Here is a 16,156-nt window from a genome sequence, read left to right as displayed (position 1 = left end):
GGTGACCAACGTCGCAGGTGGCGGGCCTATTCCCGGTCGGCCGCAACGCTCACCGGTTCGGGGGTCGCGGCTTCGTCCGACTTGCGTCCGCGGGTCCGCAGCAGGCCGGCCGCCGTGGTCACCACCAGGGTCAGCACGATGAAGCCCAACGAGATGGCGATGCCGATGCGCGGCACGCCGATCTCGATCTCCTCGACGTGCGAGCCGTGCAGCGCTTCGACGATCAGCTTCACCCCGATGGAGCCCAGGATGACCGCCAGGCCGTAGCTGAGGTAGACGAGCTTGTCGAGCATCCCGCCGATGACGCAGTAGAGCTGGCGCAGTCCCGTCAGCGCGAAGGCGTTGGCGGTGAAGATGATGAAGCCGTTCTGGGTCAGCCCGAAGATGGCCGGCATGGAGTCCAGCGCGAAGATCACGTTGGCCAGGCCCAGCGCCCGACCACGACGACCATCGGGGTGAACATCCGCTTGCCGTCGACGCGGGTGGTCATCCGACCGCCGCCGTAGTGCTCCCTGGTGGGCACGATCTTCCGCACCGCGCGGACGACCGCGCTGTCGGAGTCGGCGTCCTCGCCGCCGCCGTCGCGGGCGACCTTGATCGCGGCGTAGATCAGGAACGCGCCGAAGTTGTAGAAGACCCAGTTGAACGCGGCCTGCACGGCCACGCCCGCCGCGATGCACGCCGCGCGCAGCAGCAGCGAGAGCAGGTTGCCGATGTAGAGCACCCGGTGCTGGTGAGCGCGCGGCACCGCGAAGCGGGTCAGGACGATCACGAAGACGAACAGGTTGTCCACCGACAGGCTGTACTCGGTGATGTACCCGGCGAAGAACTGGGTTCCGGCGGTGGCCCCGGCGAAGGCGTAGCGCAGCCCGCCGAAGACGGCGGCGAGCGCGACGTAGCCGGCCACCCACAGGCCCGCCTCGCGGACCCCGACCTCGTGCGGCCGCCTGCCGATCACGACCAGGTCGGCCGCGATCAGGCCGCGCAGCGCGATCAGGGTCGCCGCCCACACCCGCACGGGGAAGTCCATCTGCGTATCCACTCGAGAACGACCGGCACGCGCTCGCCCGAGCAGGGGGCGAGCGCGTGCGGAATGCTGTATGTAAACCGGAATGAGCTCAACGCGACGAACCAGGCCGAACCGGGCGGAAATTCACGCCGAATGGAGCACGGCATCCGAACGCGACCGGAATTTCGCGGCTCTGAGTCCGAATTGCGCCCGGAGGAACGATTCCTCGCATCGTCCACTTGGGACGCAATGGATCCTCGACCTCCGATCGAGCCGAGTCAACAGCCCCGTCATGTGACATTTAGCCATGCGAACCACCGGCCGGAGCGCTCGGCGATCCGGGGACGGGCGAACCCGGCGATCCGCGCGAGCGGATCGATCGCCTCGGCGCCCACGACCGCCCAGCGGAACGGCCCGGTGCCCCGCCCGGCGCGCACCACCCGCCCGGTCCCGCGCCACAACCCGGTTCCCGGGGCCTCGACCTCCACCACGGCCGCTCCCCCGCAGCGCAGCAGCGCGCGCACCCGGCGCAGCAAGGCCTCGGGATCGCCGCCGATGCCGATGTTGCCGTCGATGAGCAGGACCTCGCGCCACCTCCCCTCGGCGGGCAGCCGGCCGAACACGTCGCGCCGCAGCGCTGGCGCGCGGCGCGCGGTGGTCAACCGCACCGCCAGCGGCGAGGTGTCGATGCCCAGGACCGGCACGCCCCGGGCGGCCAGCTCGGCGGTGAGCCTGCCCGGCCCGCAGCCGACGTCCAGGACCGGGCCGCGGCAGGCCGACAGCAGGCACCGGTCGGCCTCGTCGGGCTCCGCGCTCCAGCGATCGCCGCGCAGCGGGTGCGCCCGGCCGTCGGCCCTTTCCAGGGTGGCGGTTCCGCCGCGGTAGAGCAGGTCGAACTCCCCGGTCACAACAGCGGCCCGAGCGCGGCGGCGAACCTGCCGCGCGGCGTTCCCGCGAGCACGGTGCGCGCGTCGGCCATGCTGTCCACATCGGTCAGCTCCGGCAGCTCGGCGACTCGGATCCCCCGGTCGTGCAGCGCCTCGCGGGTGCGCTCCCCGGTGTCGGGCGCGGAGGTGGGCACCCCGGCCAGCAGTGCGCCCGCGCGCGGGTCGCGGAACCCGATGGCCCACCAGCCGCCGTCGGTGGCCGGGCCGAAGACCGCGTCGGCCCCGCGCAGCCCGTCGGCGGCCCGGGCGAGCAGTTCCGGGGTGACCTGCGGGGTGTCCATGCCGATCTGCAGCACCGGGCGACCGGGGTGGCGCGCGGCGGTGTCGGCGTGCGCGGCGGCCAGGCGGGCCGGGAACCCGTCGCCGCGCTGCGGGATCACCTCGCACTCGCGCAGCGCCGCGCGCACCTCGCCGCGGCGCCGCGCGGCGGCCAGCTCACCGGTCATGGCCACCACGGGGTGCGCACCGGGCGTGGCGCGCACCGCGTCGAGCGTGTCGAGCAGGCAGGCGGCGGCGAGATCGGCGGCCTGCTCCGGCGTGGCAGGCGGGCACAGCCGGGTCTTGGCCAGCCCCGGCACCGGTGCCTTGGCCACCACGAGCAGCGCGGTCATCGCAGCACCGCCGCCATCCCGCGGGCGGCGCGCAAGGTGCCGCGCACCGAACCGGACACCTTGGAGCGGGTGCCCGCCGCGCGCGGGCGGTAGGACACCTCCAGCTCGCGGATCTCCCACCCGGCCGCCGCGGCCCGGCACAGCAGTTCGAGCGGGTAGCCGAAGGCGCGGTCCTCGACGCCGAGCTCCAGCAGCCGGGTGCGCCGGGCCGCGCGCATCGGGGCGATGTCGTGCACCGGCAGTCCGCGGCGGCGCAGCAGCGCGGCGAGCAGCGCGTTGCCCGCGCGGGCGTGCCAGGGCCAGGCTGCCGCGCAGGTCGGCCTGCGGCGGCCGGCGGCGAGGTCCGCGCCGCCGCGCACGCGTTCGACGAGCCCCGGCAGCTCGCCGGGATCCAGCGAGCCGTCGCAGTCGAGGAACGCGACCAGCTCGCTGGTGGCGGCTCGCAGGCCGGCGTGCACGGCGGCGCCGTACCCGGGCCGGGGTTCGCGCACCACGCGGGCGCCGTGCCGGGCGGCGATCTCCGGGGATCCGTCGCTGGACCCGTTGTCCACGACCAGGGCGCGGTAGCCCGGCGGGAGGGCGGCGAGCACTCCGGGCAGGGCGGCGGCCTCGTCCAGGCAGGGCAGCACGACGTCGACTGGTTCCACACCCTCATGCAAGCGCACAATGGACGAATCGAAAACCGCTGCGGCGCTTACCGAACCCTTACGTGTTCGGAGTTCTTACGAAGCTCTGACGGATCGCCGCGTCCCGTTGGCCCGCGCACCCGCGCGGGACTACCTTCGCCCGGTGCGCTCCCTCCCCCGCCGCGCCGACCTGGTCGCGTTCGCCGTCGCCGTGCTGGTCATCACCGCGACCGCGGTGGCCGGCCACCTCGCCAACCGCGCCGGTGTTCCGCTGTTCGCCGACGCGGCCCCGATCTACGGGTTCTGGTACCCGCACGTGGGCGCGGGCACTCCGCTGGCCCTGCTGGTGGCCGTCGCGGTGATCACCTGGGGCCCGTCGCTCGCGCTGAGCTGGCGCCCGCTGCTCGCCACCGGCTACATCGCCTCGCTGGCCTGGACCCTGTCGCTGGCCCTGGTCGACGGCTGGCGCGTCGGCGTGGCCTCCCGGCTGACCGACTGGACCGAGTACCTGCACGACGTGCCGCGGGTGCGCGACATCGGAACGATGCTGGCGACCTTCACCGACCACGTGCTGGCCGGCAGGCCGGACTCCTGGACGGTGCACGTCTCCGGGCACCCGCCCGGGGCGTTGCTGGTCTACACGTGGCTGGACCGGCTCGGGCTCGGTGGCGGCGCCTGGGCGTCGATGATCACCGTGCTGGTCGCAGCGCTGGTGGCGGTCGCGGTTCCGGTGACCGCGCGGGCGGTGGGCGACGAGGCGGCCGGGCGCGCGGTGCTGCCGTTCGCGGTGCTGCTGCCCGGAGCGGTGTGGGCGGGCGTGTCGGCCGACGGCCTGTTCGCCGGGGTGACGGCCACCGGGGTGGCGCTGCTGGCGATCAATCGGGGCCGGTGGTGGCCGGCCGCGGCCGGTGGCCTGCTGCTGGGCTTCGGCCTGTTCCTGAGCTACGGGCTGACGCTGATGCTGCCGCTGGTGCTCGTGGTGCTGCTGGCCGCGCGGGACTGGCGCGGCCTGCTGTTCGCGAGCCTGGGCGCCGCGGCGGTGGTGGCGGCCTTCGCCGCGGCCGGGTTCTGGTGGTTCGACGGTTACCACGTGGTCGTGCAGCGCTACCACCAGGGCGAGATCGCCCAGCGGCCGTACGCTTACTGGGTGTTCGGCAACCTCGGGGCGCTGCTGCTGTCAGCGGGCCCGTTCGCGGTGGCCGCGGTGCACCGCGCGCTGCGCCACCGCGGGGCGCTGGGCTTGCTGGTGCTGGCGGCCGCGGTGTCGGTGCTGGCCGCCGATCTCTCCGGGTTGAGCAAGGCCGAGGTCGAGCGCATCTGGTTGCCGTTCGCGGTGTGGTTCGCCGTCGGCGGCGCGCTGCTGCCGCGCGGGCACCGCTGGTGGCTGGGTGCGCAGGCGGCCACGGCGCTGGCGGTGGTCCACTCGATCGCGTTGAACTGGTGAGGGCGGGCATGCGGGAGAGCAGGGTGCTGGTAGTCGACGACGACCACGCGGTGCGCGACGTGGTGCGCCGCTACCTGGAGCGCGCCGGCTACGCGGTCGACCTCGCCGACGACGGCGAGACCGCGCTGCGCCGCCACGACGAGCGCCGCCCGGACCTGGTGGTACTGGACCTGATGCTGCCGGGCGTCGGCGGTCTGGAGGTGTGCCGCCGGATCCGGGAGCGCGGCCCGGTGCCGGTGGTGATGCTGACCGCCCTCGGCGAGGAGTCCGACCGGGTGCTGGGGCTGGAGCTGGGTGCCGACGACTACGTGGTCAAGCCGTTCAGCCCGCGCGAGCTGGTGCTGCGGGTGAGCTCGGTGCTGCGCCGCGCCACCAGCGCTCCCCCGCGCGCGCAGGAACCCCTGGTCGACGGCTCGCTGGTGCTCGACCCGGCCGCCCGCCGCTGCGAGCTCGACGGGGTGGAGCTGTCGCTGACCACCCGCGAGTTCGACCTGCTGGCCTTCCTGCTGCGGCACCCGAAGCGGGCGTTCAGCCGAGCGGAACTGCTGGAATCGGTGTGGGGCTGGGACTTCGGCGACCAGTCCACCGTGACCGTCCACATGCGACGACTGCGGGAGAAGATCGAGACCAGGCCCGACCGGCCCGACCGGATCAGCACGGTCTGGGGCGTGGGCTACCGGTACGACCCCGAGGACGAGCGATGGACGTCCTGACCGAGCTCACCCACGTCGCGCCCTACGCGATCGGGCTGTCCCTGCCGGTCGCCCTGCTGGGCGCCGGGCTGCTCTACCTGCTCCGGCACCGCTCCCTGGCGACCGCGCTGACGGTGCTGGTGCTGGTGCCGCTGCTGGCCACGCTGGCCGGGGTGCTGGGCGTGACCGGGTTCATGTTCGGCCCGCTGCTGACCACCGTGGTGGTCATCTGCACCGCGGTCGCGGTGATCACCGTGCCGGTGGCGGTGGTGCTGGGCCGCAACATCGCCCGGCGCAGCGTCTGGGAGCGCGAGGCGCGCAGCCGCGAGCGCGCGGCCGAGGCCTCGCGGCGCGAGCTGGTGGCCTGGATCAGCCACGACCTGCGAACTCCCCTGGCCGGCATCCGCGCGATGGCCGAGGCGCTCTCCGACGGCGTGGTCGACGAACCGCACGAGGTCTGCGCCTACGCCGACCGCATCCGGGAGGAGACCGGCCGGCTCTCGCGGATGGTGGACGACCTGTTCGAGCTCTCCCGCATCACCGCGGGCGCGCTGCAGCTGGAGTTCTCCACCGTGCCGCTGCGGGAGGTGGTCAGCGAGGCGGTGGCCGCCGAGCACCCGCGCGCCCGGAGCAGGGGCGTGCTGCTGCGCACCGACACCAGCCGGTGGCCGGTGGTCGCCGGCAGCGATCCCGAGCTTGCGCGGGTGGTGCGCAACCTGCTGTCCAACGCCATCCGGCACACCCCGCCGGAAGGCACCGTGGTGCTCACCGCCGGGGTCGACGCCGACCAGGCGTGGTTGCGGGTCGACGACGCCTGCGGCGGGATCGATCCGCAGGAGCTGGAGCGGGTCTTCGAGGTCGCCTACCGGGGCGACCGGGCGCGCGACAGCGAGGGCGCGGGACTCGGGCTGGCGATCGCGCAGGGGCTGGTGCACGCCCACCGCGGCAGCATCCGGGCGGTCAACCGCGGGCCGGGCTGCCGCTTCGAGGTCCGGCTACCCCTGGCCGACGGCGGCGCGTAGCGGGGCGGCGGCGAACTCGGCGACGCCCTCGGCGAAACCGGTCCGCGCGCGGAATCCCAGCACGCGCTCGGCCTTGGCCGGATCGGCCACGACGTGCCGCACGTCGCCGGGTCGCGCCCCGCCCGCGATCACCGGATCGGGTCCGCCGCAGGCGCGGGCCAGCGTCTCGGCGAGCTCGCCGATGGTGCGCGGGCTGCCGGAGCAGATGTTGACCGCGTCGAGCGCGCCACGCGGCGCGGGGTCCTCCACCGCGGCGAGGTTGGCCGCCGCCACGTCCCGCACGTGCACGAAGTCGCGCCGCTGCTGCCCGTCCTCGAGCACCACGGGCGCCTCCCCGCGGTGCAGGGCGGAGCGGAACAGCGAGGCCACCCCGGCGTAGGGCGTGCCGCTGGGCATCCGGGGGCCGTAGACGTTGTGGTAGCGCAGCGCCCACGCGCGCCCGCCGGTCTGCCGCGCCCACGCGGCGGCGAGGTGCTCCTGGGCGAGCTTGGTGGCCGCGTAGGTGCTGCGGGGGTCCGGCGCGGCGTCCTCGGGCACGAGCTCGGCAGCGGGGAACCGGTCGCAGCGCGGGCAGCGCGGATCGAACCGACCCGCCTCGACGTCGGCGGGGCTGCGCGCACCGGGCCGCACCAGACCGTGCTCGGCGCAGCGGTAGCGGCCCTCGCCGTAGACGACCATCGAGGAGGCCAGCACCAGACGGTCCACCCCCGCTTCGTGCATGGCCGCCAGCAGCACGGCCGTGGCGTGGTCGTTGTGCGCGACGTACTCGGGCATGTCGCCCGGGTCCACGCCGTGGCCGACCATCGCAGCCTGGTGGCAGACCACGTCCACGTCGGGCAGCAGCTCGCGCAGCAGGTCGCCGTCGCGCACGTCGCCGCGCACCAGCCGGTGGCGGGTGTCCGGTTCGACGCCGTGGGCCTGGGGCAGCAGCGCGTCGAGGAGCACGACCTCGTGGCCGCGCTCGGTCAGGGCGTCGGCCACGGCCGATCCGATGAATCCGGCTCCGCCGGTGAGCAGCACTCGCACGGCACCGAGGCTAAGGCCGATCGCCCCGCGGCGAATCCGCGCGGGAGCGGACGTCATCGTTTCACAAGAACTTTCGAGCGCCTTACCGATGTTGCTCGGGGCTGGCGGTGCGCGCCGGCCCGGCGTGTGATGGTGGCATGACATCTCGGGTTCGCTCGGCCGCGATCGGCCTGCTCTCGGCGGCGGCCGCGCTGGCGGCCGGGCACCTCGCCGCCGCGCTCGGCGATCCCCGCACCTCCCCGCCGGTGGCGGTGGGAGGCGCGGTGATCGACCTGGCGCCGAGCTGGTTGAAGGACTTCGCCGTCGCGGTGTTCGGACAGGCCGACAAGCTCGCGCTGATCATCGGGATGCTGCTGGTCATCGCCGCGCTGGCGGTGGTGGCCGGGTTGCTGTCCCAGCGGCGCTGGTGGCCGGGCGCGCTGGTGATCGCGGCGTTCGGGATCGCAGGGATCGTCGCGGCGGCCGCCCGACCGGACGGCGGCATCGCCCCGGCGCTGGTGTCGCTGGTGATCGGGGTGGGCGCGTTCGCGCTGCTGTGGTTCGCCGGTCGTGGCGGCGGCGAGGAGACCTCCCTGCCCCCGGCCTCCGACGGCTGGGCCCGCCGCCGCTTCCTGGTCACCTCCGGGCTGGTGCTGGCCGGGTCGGGCGTGGCGGCCGCCGGTGGCAGCGCGCTCTCCCGAGTCTCCGGCGTCGCGGCCTCGCGGTCCGGGGTGGCCGAGCGGCTGCCCCGGCTGTCCCGCCCGGCGATCCCGGCCGGGGCGGATTTCGCCGCCTCCGGAACCCCGCGCTTCCTGACCAGCAACCGCGACTTCTACCGCATCGACACCGCGCTGGTGGTGCCGCGGCTGCGGGCCGAGGACTGGCGGCTGCGCTTGCACGGCATGGTCGACCGCGAGCTCGACCTGAGCTTCGACGAGCTGCTCGCCCGGCGGGCGCAGTCCCGGACGATCACGTTGACCTGCGTGTCCAACCCGGTCGGGGGCGATCTGATCTCCACCGCGGACTTCGCGGGCGTTCCGGTGCGCGACCTGCTGCTGGAAGCCGGGATCCGGGCCGGCGCGCAGCAGCTGCTGACCCGGAGCTCGGACGGCTACACCGCGGGCACCCCGCTCGACGTGCTGCTGGAGCCGGACCGAGGTGCGCTGCTGGCCTTCGAGATGAACGGCGAGCCGCTGCCGCCCGAGCACGGCTTCCCGGTGCGCATGGTCGTGCCCGGTCTCTACGGCTACGTCTCGGCGACGAAGTGGCTGGTCTCCGGCGAGGTCACCACCTTCGACCGGCAGCACTACTGGGAGCAGCGCGGCTGGGCCCGCTACGCGCCGATCAAGACCCAGTCGCGCATCGACCGCCCGCGCCCGAACAGCTCGGTGCCCGCCGGAGCGGTGACCGTCGCGGGCATCGCCTGGGCCCAGCACACCGGGATCCGCGCGGTGGAGGTCAGCGTCGACGACGGCCCGTGGCAGGCCGCCGAGCTGGCCACCGACGTCAGCAGGGACACCTGGCGGATGTGGCGGGCCCGGCTCGACCTGCCACCGGGTGACCACCGGGTGCGCTGCCGCGCCATCGACCGCACCGGCACCCCGCAGACCGCCGCCACGCAGGGCACGGTCCCCGATGGGGCCACCGGCCTGCACGCGGTCCCCTTCCGCTGCGTCTGACGGTCGTCCGCCGCCGATCCCGGCGATCTACGATGGCCGGATGGCGTTGTCTTGGGACGAGTTGGCGGTGGGGAAAGCCGGGGAGTCCTGGCGAACGGCCGACGTTTCGCGGCGCGTCCTGGTGGTCGTGCACAACGTCACCGCGCTGACCCGCTTGCTGGACGTGGTTTCGCTGTGGAGCGGGGACACCCGAGTTCAAACCGCGTTCACCTGCACCGGATCCAGCGCCTTCGACACGGGCACGTCGGAATTGCTGGCCCGCAGCGGAATCGTTCCGATCTCCTGGGAAACCGCAGTTTCCGCGGAGTTCTCCGTTGCCGTTTCGGCCAGCTACGGCGGCCCGCTGCACGAGATCGCGGCGCCGCTGATCATTTTGCCGCACGGAATGGGGTACAATAAGTACCTGAACCTCGGAACCTCGGAACCTCGGAACCTCGGAACCTCGGAACCTCGGAACCTCGGAACCTCGGAACCTCGGAACCTCGGGTGTTCGGGCTTTCCGCCCACTGGATGCTGCACGAGGGCGAGCCGGTCGCCTCGGTGGCGGTGCTCTCGCACGAGGAGCAGCGCGAGCGGCTGCGCGGGTACTGCCCGGAGGCCGAGCCCGTGGCGCTGGTGGCCGGTGATCCCTGCTTCGACCGGATGCTCGCCGGCAGGCCGTTGCGCGAATCCTACCGGCACCGCTTCGGGATCCGCCCGGAGCAGCGGTGCGTCGTGGTGTCGTCCACCTGGGGTCCGGAATCGCTCTTCGGCCGGGATCCCTCGCTGGTGCAACGGCTTTCGCGCGAGCTGCCGCTCGACGAGTACCGGGTCGTGGTCGCGCTGCACCCCAACGTCTGGCACGGCCACTCCCCCTGGCAAGTCCGGACCTGGTTGGCCGACTGCGCGAAGGCGGGAGCGCTGGTGCTGCCTCCTGAGGAGGGCTGGCGCGCCGCGCTGATCGCCGCCGACGTCACCGTGGGCGATCACAGCTCGGTCGGGTTCTACTCGGCAGCCCTGGGAACCCCGTTGCTGCTGGCGTCCTGGCCGGTGCACGCCGTCGATCCCGCATCGCCGGTGGCCGCGCTGCTGCGCGCGACACCGCGGCTGAGCGCGGACCGCCCGCTGCGCGCGCAGATCGACGAGGTCGTCGAGCAGCACACCCCCGACCGGCACGCCGAGATCACCGCGCTGACCACATCGGTCCCCGAGCGTTCGGCGGAGCTGCTGCGCGCGGAGATCTACTCCCGGATGCAGCTTCCGGAACCGCCCGAACCGGCGGGCGCGACCGCGGTTCCGCTGCCCGAGCAGCAGGTTCCGGACGTGCCGAGCCAGCTCGTCGAGGTGGACTGGGCCAACGCCTCGGTCGTCCGCCATCCCGCGAGCGCCCTCGGCGAGGTCGACGGCGTGCTGGTCGCCGGGACCCGGGAGCCCGAGCGGCGCTGGCTGGAACTGGCCGAGGTCGTCCTCGACGACGCCTGCCACGAGGACCCGCTGCACTGGATTCGCAGCACGCTGGCCGCGATGCCGGGCTGCGTGCTCGGCACGACCCGCGACCGCTGCGGCACCTGGGTGGTCACCGGGCGGGACCACCCGGTGGTACGGCTGCGGCTTCCCCCGGACCTGGGCGCGGCCGGAGCCGCCGTCGTGCACGAGTGGCTTCGGCTCGGCCGCCCCGAGTTCCCGGCGCGACTGCACCTGGGACGGCGCGTGGTGGAGCTGGGCGAGCCGTCGAGGCACCGCCGCGCTCCCGGCTGCTAACCCCCGAGCCCGTCGAGGGCCGCCCGCGCCCGCATGCCCAGCTCGTCGTACCCGTTCGCCTGGCAGAGCTCGGCCGCCGCGCGGTACCGCTCGCGCGCCGCGTCGAGGTCACCGACCGCGGACGCGTTCTCCCCGAGATCGCACAGGATCTGCGCCCGGTCGAAGGTCTTGCCGAGCTGGGTCATGGCCTCCAGCGCCGCGGTCAGATCGGCGCGCGCCCGGTCGTGCCGTCCGGCATCGGTGCCGCGACGCCCGCGCCAGCGGAGCACCTTCGCCTCGTTGATCGCTTCCCGCCCGGTGAAGTGGCTCAGGGCGCGTTCGAACAGCTCCCAGCACTGCCCGAGATCCTCGACCGAGCCGAGGTGCATGCACGCCAGCGCGATCCGCCGGTCGTAGGTCCGCTCGTCGTCGCGGCGATCCGTCGAGCGCTCGCGCTTGAGCCGCTCGGCCGCCCGGAGGTTGCGCCGCAGCGCATCGCGCGCGGCGGCGGGATCGCCCTGGTCGCGCAGCACCAGACCCATCGACTCCACCGCGGTGGCCTCGACCTCGGGCAGTTCCGACCTCCGCGCGGCCTCGCCGAACAGCTCGACGGCCTTGTCGTGCTCGCCGCGGTAGCGGAAGGCGAACCCGCGCTGCACCAGCGCCAGCGCGGCGATGTCGGGCAGGTCGTGCGAGGTGGCGACCTCCGCGGCGTCCCGGTTGATCACGTCCATGTCGTCGACGTGCTTGGCCTGGTCGTGGAACGGCCACAGCGCGACCGCCATCCGGCAGAGCTCGGCACTGCCCGCCGCGTGCAGTTCCCGGGCGACCGCGCGCAGGTTCGCCCGCTCGGCGGTCAACCAGGTCCAGCACTCCTCCGAGGGCCGTTCGATCGGCGCGCCCCAGAGCCGCTCCAACCAGCCGCGCTCGGTCTGCACCGCCCAGCCCTCGGCGATCGCGCGGCGCAGGTAGAACTCCTGGAACCGCCGTTGTCTCCCGTCGTCGTCCGGGAACTGAGCGCGGGCGTGCTCGCGCACCAGGCCGTCGGCGAGGTAGCGATCCGCGCCGGCGGTGCGCACCAGACGCGCCCGGCACAGCACCTCCGCGGCGTCGCGCACCTCGTCGAGGTCGCGCTCGCAGGCAGCGGCCAACGCCCCCAGGCTCACCTCGCCGCGTCCCGGGTGCTGCCCGAACGCGGCGTAGACCTGCCTGGGCTCCTCGCCGAGCCGGTCGAGCACGGTGTTGAACACCGCGCGCACCGACTGGTCCTCGTCGCGGGAGAGCACCTTGAGCCGCCGCCCCTGGCGGGACAGGTCGTCGATCCACCGACCGGCCGGTCGTTCCGGCGCGTCCGCCAAGCCGGCGGCCACCGCGCACAGCGCGATGGTGTAGCCGTCGCAGAGCCGGATCAGCTCGTCGAGCTCGGCAGGATCGAGCCGGCGGCCGACGATGCCGGTGATGAGCTCACGGGCGGCCTCCGGGGCCAGCGGGTCCAGCGGCACGAACTCGACGCCGCCGTCGACGCGCAGCGAGGACAGCGGGCCCGCTTCGGTCACCAGAACCGCGGAGTCGCCCTCGCCCGGGCGCAGTTTGCGCACCTGCGAGGCCTTGATCGCGTCGTCGACGACCACCGCGATCCGCTTGCCGCAGCTCCACGACTGCCACAGCCCGTAGCGGCCGCTCTCCGTGGTCGGGATCTCGTCGGACTCGTAGCCGACCGCGAGCAGGAAGTCCCGCAGCACCGCGCTCTCCAGGCCCGCTTCGCCCGCCCCGGCCGACAGGCGGGCGTAGAACAGGCCGTCCGGGAAACGTCCGCGGTGCTTGCTCACCCACTGGTAGACCGTCTCGGACTTCCCGCCGCCGGGTGCTCCCCGCACGACGACGACCTTCGGCTCGCCGCCGCCCGGCCGCAGCGCGCAGCTGATGGCTGCGAGCTGGGTTTCGTTGTTGACGAAGAGCCTCCCCGGTGGCGGCACCTGCGCGGGTGCGGGCTTCGGCCGACGAGGCAGGTGGTAGTGCACGCCACCGCTGAGATCGCCACCCACCTGCACGACGTTGTCGGCTTCGCCGTCGAAGGCGTTGCTCGCCCGGTCCGCCACGCGCTTCCCTCCGCCCGAAGATCGCCGCGAGCAGGGTAACGCTGCGCGCCAGGCCGCATCCCCCGAGTCACCGAAATCGCGCGCACGCGCGACGCGGTCACCGTGCGTGTCGCGCGGGTCGTGGCGAGCCTGTGTGCGGGGACGGTCGGCGGCTGCGCGTACATTTGGTTGCGTGCTGGCGACCGATGCGCGCCCGGCACGGCGAGAACGAGGTCGGCCCCCGCAGCGGGGCCCGGTAACACCGAGAAGGTTGGGTCGGGTGGCAGTCCCCACGGCGCCTGCGCAGCAGGACGCGCAGCCGGATGACCGCACTCCCGGACGACGTCGTGCCGCCTGGGCGCTGCGCCTGGTCGCGGCCGTCGGCGCCGGGTTCGCTCTGTACGCGGGCTCTCCCCCGCGCGATCTGTGGTGGCTCGCGCCGCTGGCCTTCGCGGTGCTGGCCGCGGTGGTTCGCGGGCGCAGAGCCCGCGCCGGGTTCGGCTACGGCGTGGTGTTCGGCTTCGCCTTCCTGCTGCCGCTGCTGGGCTGGCTGCAGGACTTCCTCGGTGCCGACTTCGGGCCGTGGCCGTGGCTGGGCGTGGCCGGTGTGGAGGCGCTGTTCATCGGCCTCGCCGGCGCCGGGATGTCGCTGGTCAGCCGGCTTCCGGTGGCCCCGGTGTGGATGGCGGCGGTGTTCGTCGCCGCCGAGGCGGTCCGCTCGGCCTTCCCCTTCGGCGGGTTCCCCTGGGGGCGGTTGGCCTTCACCCAGGACACCGGTGCGCTGCTGCCGCTGGCCTCGCTCGGCGGCGCCGCGCTCGTGTCCTTCGCGGTGGCGCTCACCGGCGCCGGCCTGGCCGAGCTGGCCTTCCGGGTCCGCAGGCCCCGCAGCTGGGCGGTGCCGGTGGCCGCGGCGCTGGTTCCGGTGCTCGGCGGGCTGGCCACCTGGCCGCTGATCGGCACCGAGGCCCAGGCGGGCACCAAGCGGGTCGCGGTGATCCAGGGCAACGCGCCGAACCTGGGGCTGGGCCTGCTGCACGCCGACGACCAGCTGCACGACAACCACGTCACGGCGGCCTGGACGCTCGTCGACGACGTGCGCAACGGGCGCGTGCCCAAGCCCGACTTCGTGGTGCTGCCCGAGCAGGTCGGCAGCTGGGACGCCACGCGCACCGATCCGGAGCTGTCCGCCATCGCCCGGGAGCTGGGGGTGCCGCTGGTCGTCGGCGGGCTCGGGCAGGACCCGGACGGCTCGCTGCGCAACGAGGTCGTGCGCTGGGACCCGCAGCGGGGCTTCAGCCAGCGCTACGTCAAGCAGCACCTGGTCCCGTTCGCCGAGACCATCCCGATGCGCTCGGTCGCGCGCCTGGTCAGCCCGTTCGTGGACCGGTTCCCGCAGGACATGGTCCCGGAACGCGCACCGGGCGTGCTCGACGTCGCGGGCACCGCGCTGGGCGTGGGCATCTGCTACGACGTGGCCTACGACGACGTGTTCGGCCCGGCGGTCGCGCGCGGCGCGCAGCTGCTGGTCGTGCCCACCAACAACGCCTGGTACGGCCATTCGGAGATGAGCTACCAGCAGCTGGCGATGTCCCGGCTGCGCGCCGTGGAGACCGGACGGGCCATGATCGTGTCGGCCACCAGCGGCGTGAGCGCCGTGGTGCAGCCGGACGGGTCGGTGACCCAGCAGACGCAGCTCTTCACCGCGCGGACCCTCAGCGCCGAGGTTCCGCTGCGGACGGAGCGCACGCTCGCCACCGAGCTGGGTTCGGCTCCGATGTGGACACTGGCGGTACTGGGGGTCGGTGCGGTCGTGGTCGCCGGGTGGAGAGCCCGGCGTGCGAACGGCTGATCCGCGAGAAGCAAAAGCCGGCTCGCCCGAGCCGGCCAGGAGGAAACGCATGTCGAAACGCCCGGACGGCGCCGTGCTGGTGGTGATCCCCACCTACAACGAGCGGGACAACGTCGCCGAGATCCTGCGGCGCCTGCTCGACGCGGTCCCGGCGGCGCACGCGCTGGTGGTCGACGACGCCAGCCCGGACGGCACCGGGGAGCTCGCCGACGCGCTCGCCGCCGAGGACGAGCGCGTGCACGTGCTGCACCGCGCGGGGAAGACCGGCCTGGGGGCTGCCTACGTCGCCGGGTTCGACTGGGCGCTGGAGCGCGAGTACACCGCGATCATCGAGATGGACGCCGACGGCTCGCACGCCCCGGAGGACCTGCCGCGGCTGATCGGCATGCTCGGCCCGAACGGAACCGGCGCGGACGTCGTGCTGGGCTCGCGCTACGTCACGGGCGGGCGGACGGTGAACTGGCCCTGGTACCGGGCGCTGCTCTCGCGCGGGGCCAACGTCTACTCGAAGCTGGCGCTGGGGGTGTCGATCAACGACATCACCTCGGGGTTCCGCGTCTACCGCAGCGAGGTGCTGCGCACGCTGCGCCTGCACGACGTCGCCTCGCAGGGCTACTGCTTCCAGGTCGACCTGGCCTGGCGCGCCGTGGAGGCCGGCTACGTGGTGGTCGAGGCGCCGATCACCTTCGTCGAGCGCGAGCACGGCGCCTCCAAGATGGACGCCGAGGTCGTCCGGGAGGCGCTGGTGCGGGTCACCAAGTGGGGGCTGCGCCGCCGCGGCAACCAGGCCGTCGGCCTCGCCCGCTCGCTGCTGCGCTGATCTGGGAGCACGCGTAAGCGCCCGGGCTCGTCTCCCGGGCGCTTGTCGTGTGCGTGCCTCTTCGGCTGTCAGTGCCCGCGGCGGGCGCGCAGCACCTCGAGACGCTCGTTGAGCAGTTCTTCAAGCTCCGGGATGGTGCGGCGTTCCAGCAGCATGTCCCAGTGGGTGCGCGGCGGCTTGGCCTTCTTCTGCTCCGGTTCGCTGCCGTCGATGATCTTCGACTCGGAGCCGTGGAGACGGCATTCCCAGGTCGGCGGCACCTCGGCGTCGTCGGAGAAGGGAACCTCGAACTCGTGGTCCTTGGGGCAGGCGTAGCGCACCGTCCGGCGCGGTGCGAGGTCGTGGTTACGGTCGGTCTCGTAGCTGACAGCTCCGAGCCGGCTGCCACGCAGAACGCGGTCGGCCATGACGGTTCCTTTCCCTTCGGCCCGGGCCCGAAGCCCGAGCGGTTGTGCTCACCGTGTGCAACGACGGGGTACCCGTCGTCTGTTCCCGGTGTCGTGCTTCTGGTTGCCGTCGGTGACATTGTTCACCCGGCAACCACGGATGTCTCCATAGAGATGCCGTCGGACCGCGTTCGTGACGCGTTTTCCCACTCGCAATCTATAGGAGGGTTCGAACGGGTGATGGTGCCAGATCCGCAGTCACCACCGCC

At 73.6% G+C, this 16,156-nt stretch carries 15 protein-coding genes; 7 read left to right on the top strand and 8 right to left on the bottom strand.

Annotated elements, in window-relative coordinates; all coding sequences use genetic code 11:
- Positions 1–26: 26 nt before the first annotated feature.
- The 5 genes from ACFQRI_RS00970 to ACFQRI_RS00950 all read right to left on the bottom strand — a co-directional run bounded on the left by ACFQRI_RS00970 (position 27) and on the right by ACFQRI_RS00950 (position 3,214).
- Entirely contained in the window at positions 27–416 is a 390-nt protein-coding gene (locus ACFQRI_RS00970; RefSeq protein WP_380663027.1) for a TerC family protein, read from the bottom strand.
- On the bottom strand, positions 413–1,030 hold the full coding sequence (locus ACFQRI_RS00965) for a TerC family protein (RefSeq protein ID WP_380663025.1): 618 nt from the start codon (positions 1,028–1,030) through the stop codon (positions 413–415). Before ACFQRI_RS00965 ends, ACFQRI_RS00970 begins: the two co-directional genes overlap by 4 nt.
- Before the next feature lie 269 nt (positions 1,031–1,299).
- Positions 1,300–1,917, bottom strand: coding sequence for a class I SAM-dependent methyltransferase (locus ACFQRI_RS00960; RefSeq protein ID WP_380663023.1), 618 nt, complete (start codon positions 1,915–1,917; stop codon positions 1,300–1,302).
- The gene (locus tag ACFQRI_RS00955) at positions 1,914–2,567 is read right to left on the bottom strand and encodes a TIGR04282 family arsenosugar biosynthesis glycosyltransferase (protein ID WP_380663020.1); all 654 of its coding nucleotides are present in this window, start codon (positions 2,565–2,567) and stop codon (positions 1,914–1,916) included. The genes ACFQRI_RS00960 and ACFQRI_RS00955 overlap by 4 nt, the downstream gene beginning before the upstream one ends.
- On the bottom strand, positions 2,564–3,214 hold the full coding sequence (locus ACFQRI_RS00950) for a glycosyltransferase family 2 protein (RefSeq protein ID WP_380663017.1): 651 nt from the start codon (positions 3,212–3,214) through the stop codon (positions 2,564–2,566). Before ACFQRI_RS00950 ends, ACFQRI_RS00955 begins: the two co-directional genes overlap by 4 nt.
- A gap of 142 nt (positions 3,215–3,356) precedes the next feature.
- On the opposite strand from ACFQRI_RS00950, the gene ACFQRI_RS00945 reads away from it, so the two are divergent.
- From ACFQRI_RS00945 to ACFQRI_RS00935, 3 genes are read left to right on the top strand one after another with little or no spacing between them, the layout of a single operon-like run.
- Positions 3,357–4,637: a hypothetical protein gene (locus tag ACFQRI_RS00945; RefSeq protein ID WP_380663015.1), complete on the top strand. Its 1,281-nt coding sequence runs from the start codon at positions 3,357–3,359 to the stop codon at positions 4,635–4,637.
- A gap of 8 nt (positions 4,638–4,645) precedes the next feature.
- The gene (locus ACFQRI_RS00940) at positions 4,646–5,350 is read left to right on the top strand and encodes a response regulator transcription factor (RefSeq protein WP_380663012.1); all 705 of its coding nucleotides are present in this window, start codon (positions 4,646–4,648) and stop codon (positions 5,348–5,350) included.
- Positions 5,338–6,351 carry a sensor histidine kinase gene (locus tag ACFQRI_RS00935; protein ID WP_380663009.1) on the top strand — a complete coding sequence of 338 codons (1,014 nt, stop codon included), beginning with the start codon at positions 5,338–5,340 and terminating at the stop codon, positions 6,349–6,351. Before ACFQRI_RS00940 ends, ACFQRI_RS00935 begins: the two co-directional genes overlap by 13 nt.
- Here the strand turns inward: ACFQRI_RS00935 and ACFQRI_RS00930 are convergent.
- Positions 6,325–7,377: an NAD-dependent epimerase/dehydratase family protein gene (locus tag ACFQRI_RS00930; protein ID WP_380663006.1), complete on the bottom strand. Its 1,053-nt coding sequence runs from the start codon at positions 7,375–7,377 to the stop codon at positions 6,325–6,327. The genes ACFQRI_RS00935 and ACFQRI_RS00930 overlap by 27 nt on opposite strands.
- A 137-nt stretch (positions 7,378–7,514) precedes the next feature.
- Here ACFQRI_RS00930 and ACFQRI_RS00925 point away from each other — a divergent pair, with 137 nt between their 5' ends.
- Both ACFQRI_RS00925 and ACFQRI_RS00920 read left to right on the top strand, forming a co-directional pair.
- On the top strand, positions 7,515–9,035 hold the full coding sequence (locus ACFQRI_RS00925; protein ID WP_380663003.1) for a molybdopterin-dependent oxidoreductase: 1,521 nt from the start codon (positions 7,515–7,517) through the stop codon (positions 9,033–9,035).
- Positions 9,036–9,521: 486 nt separating this feature from the next.
- The gene (locus ACFQRI_RS00920; protein ID WP_380663000.1) at positions 9,522–10,775 is read left to right on the top strand and encodes a hypothetical protein; all 1,254 of its coding nucleotides are present in this window, start codon (positions 9,522–9,524) and stop codon (positions 10,773–10,775) included.
- Here the strand turns inward: ACFQRI_RS00920 and ACFQRI_RS00915 are convergent.
- Positions 10,772–12,853 carry a tetratricopeptide repeat protein gene (locus tag ACFQRI_RS00915; RefSeq protein ID WP_380662997.1) on the bottom strand — a complete coding sequence of 694 codons (2,082 nt, stop codon included), beginning with the start codon at positions 12,851–12,853 and terminating at the stop codon, positions 10,772–10,774. The two genes, ACFQRI_RS00920 and ACFQRI_RS00915, sit on opposite strands and share 4 nt — an antisense overlap.
- A gap of 259 nt (positions 12,854–13,112) precedes the next feature.
- Between ACFQRI_RS00915 and lnt the strand changes: the two genes are divergently transcribed.
- Together lnt and ACFQRI_RS00905 are read left to right on the top strand one after the other, a co-directional pair.
- Positions 13,113–14,681 carry an apolipoprotein N-acyltransferase gene (lnt, locus tag ACFQRI_RS00910; RefSeq protein WP_380662994.1) on the top strand — a complete coding sequence of 523 codons (1,569 nt, stop codon included), beginning with the start codon at positions 13,113–13,115 and terminating at the stop codon, positions 14,679–14,681.
- A gap of 49 nt (positions 14,682–14,730) precedes the next feature.
- Complete coding sequence (locus tag ACFQRI_RS00905; RefSeq protein WP_380662991.1) at positions 14,731–15,501, top strand: polyprenol monophosphomannose synthase; 771 nt, start codon at positions 14,731–14,733, stop codon at positions 15,499–15,501.
- Positions 15,502–15,569: 68 nt separating this feature from the next.
- Here ACFQRI_RS00905 and ACFQRI_RS00900 read toward each other — a convergent pair whose 3' ends face one another.
- Entirely contained in the window at positions 15,570–15,908 is a 339-nt protein-coding gene (locus ACFQRI_RS00900; protein WP_344137268.1) for an RNA polymerase-binding protein RbpA, read from the bottom strand.
- Positions 15,909–16,156 lie beyond the last annotated feature (248 nt).

The organism is Saccharopolyspora griseoalba (genome assembly GCF_042665275.1).
Classification (GTDB): domain Bacteria; phylum Actinomycetota; class Actinomycetes; order Mycobacteriales; family Pseudonocardiaceae; genus Saccharopolyspora; species Saccharopolyspora griseoalba.
Note: the sequence above shows the minus strand (reverse complement) of the source record. Positions and strands in the feature narration are given on the sequence as shown.

Bases quoted from the DNA above. Each gene is read 5' to 3' on its own strand.
- ACFQRI_RS00965 (WP_380663025.1), bottom strand. From the start codon at position 1,030: ATGGACTTCCCCGTGCGGGTGTGGGCGGCGACCCTGATCGCGCTGCGC.
- ACFQRI_RS00955 (WP_380663020.1), bottom strand. From the start codon at position 2,567: ATGACCGCGCTGCTCGTGGTGGCCAAGGCACCGGTGCCGGGGCTGGCC.
- ACFQRI_RS00940 (WP_380663012.1), top strand. From the start codon at position 4,646: ATGCGGGAGAGCAGGGTGCTGGTAGTCGACGACGACCACGCGGTGCGC.
- ACFQRI_RS00935 (WP_380663009.1), top strand. From the start codon at position 5,338: ATGGACGTCCTGACCGAGCTCACCCACGTCGCGCCCTACGCGATCGGG.
- ACFQRI_RS00925 (WP_380663003.1), top strand. From the start codon at position 7,515: ATGACATCTCGGGTTCGCTCGGCCGCGATCGGCCTGCTCTCGGCGGCG.
- ACFQRI_RS00905 (WP_380662991.1), top strand. From the start codon at position 14,731: ATGTCGAAACGCCCGGACGGCGCCGTGCTGGTGGTGATCCCCACCTAC.
- ACFQRI_RS00900 (WP_344137268.1), bottom strand. From the start codon at position 15,908: ATGGCCGACCGCGTTCTGCGTGGCAGCCGGCTCGGAGCTGTCAGCTAC.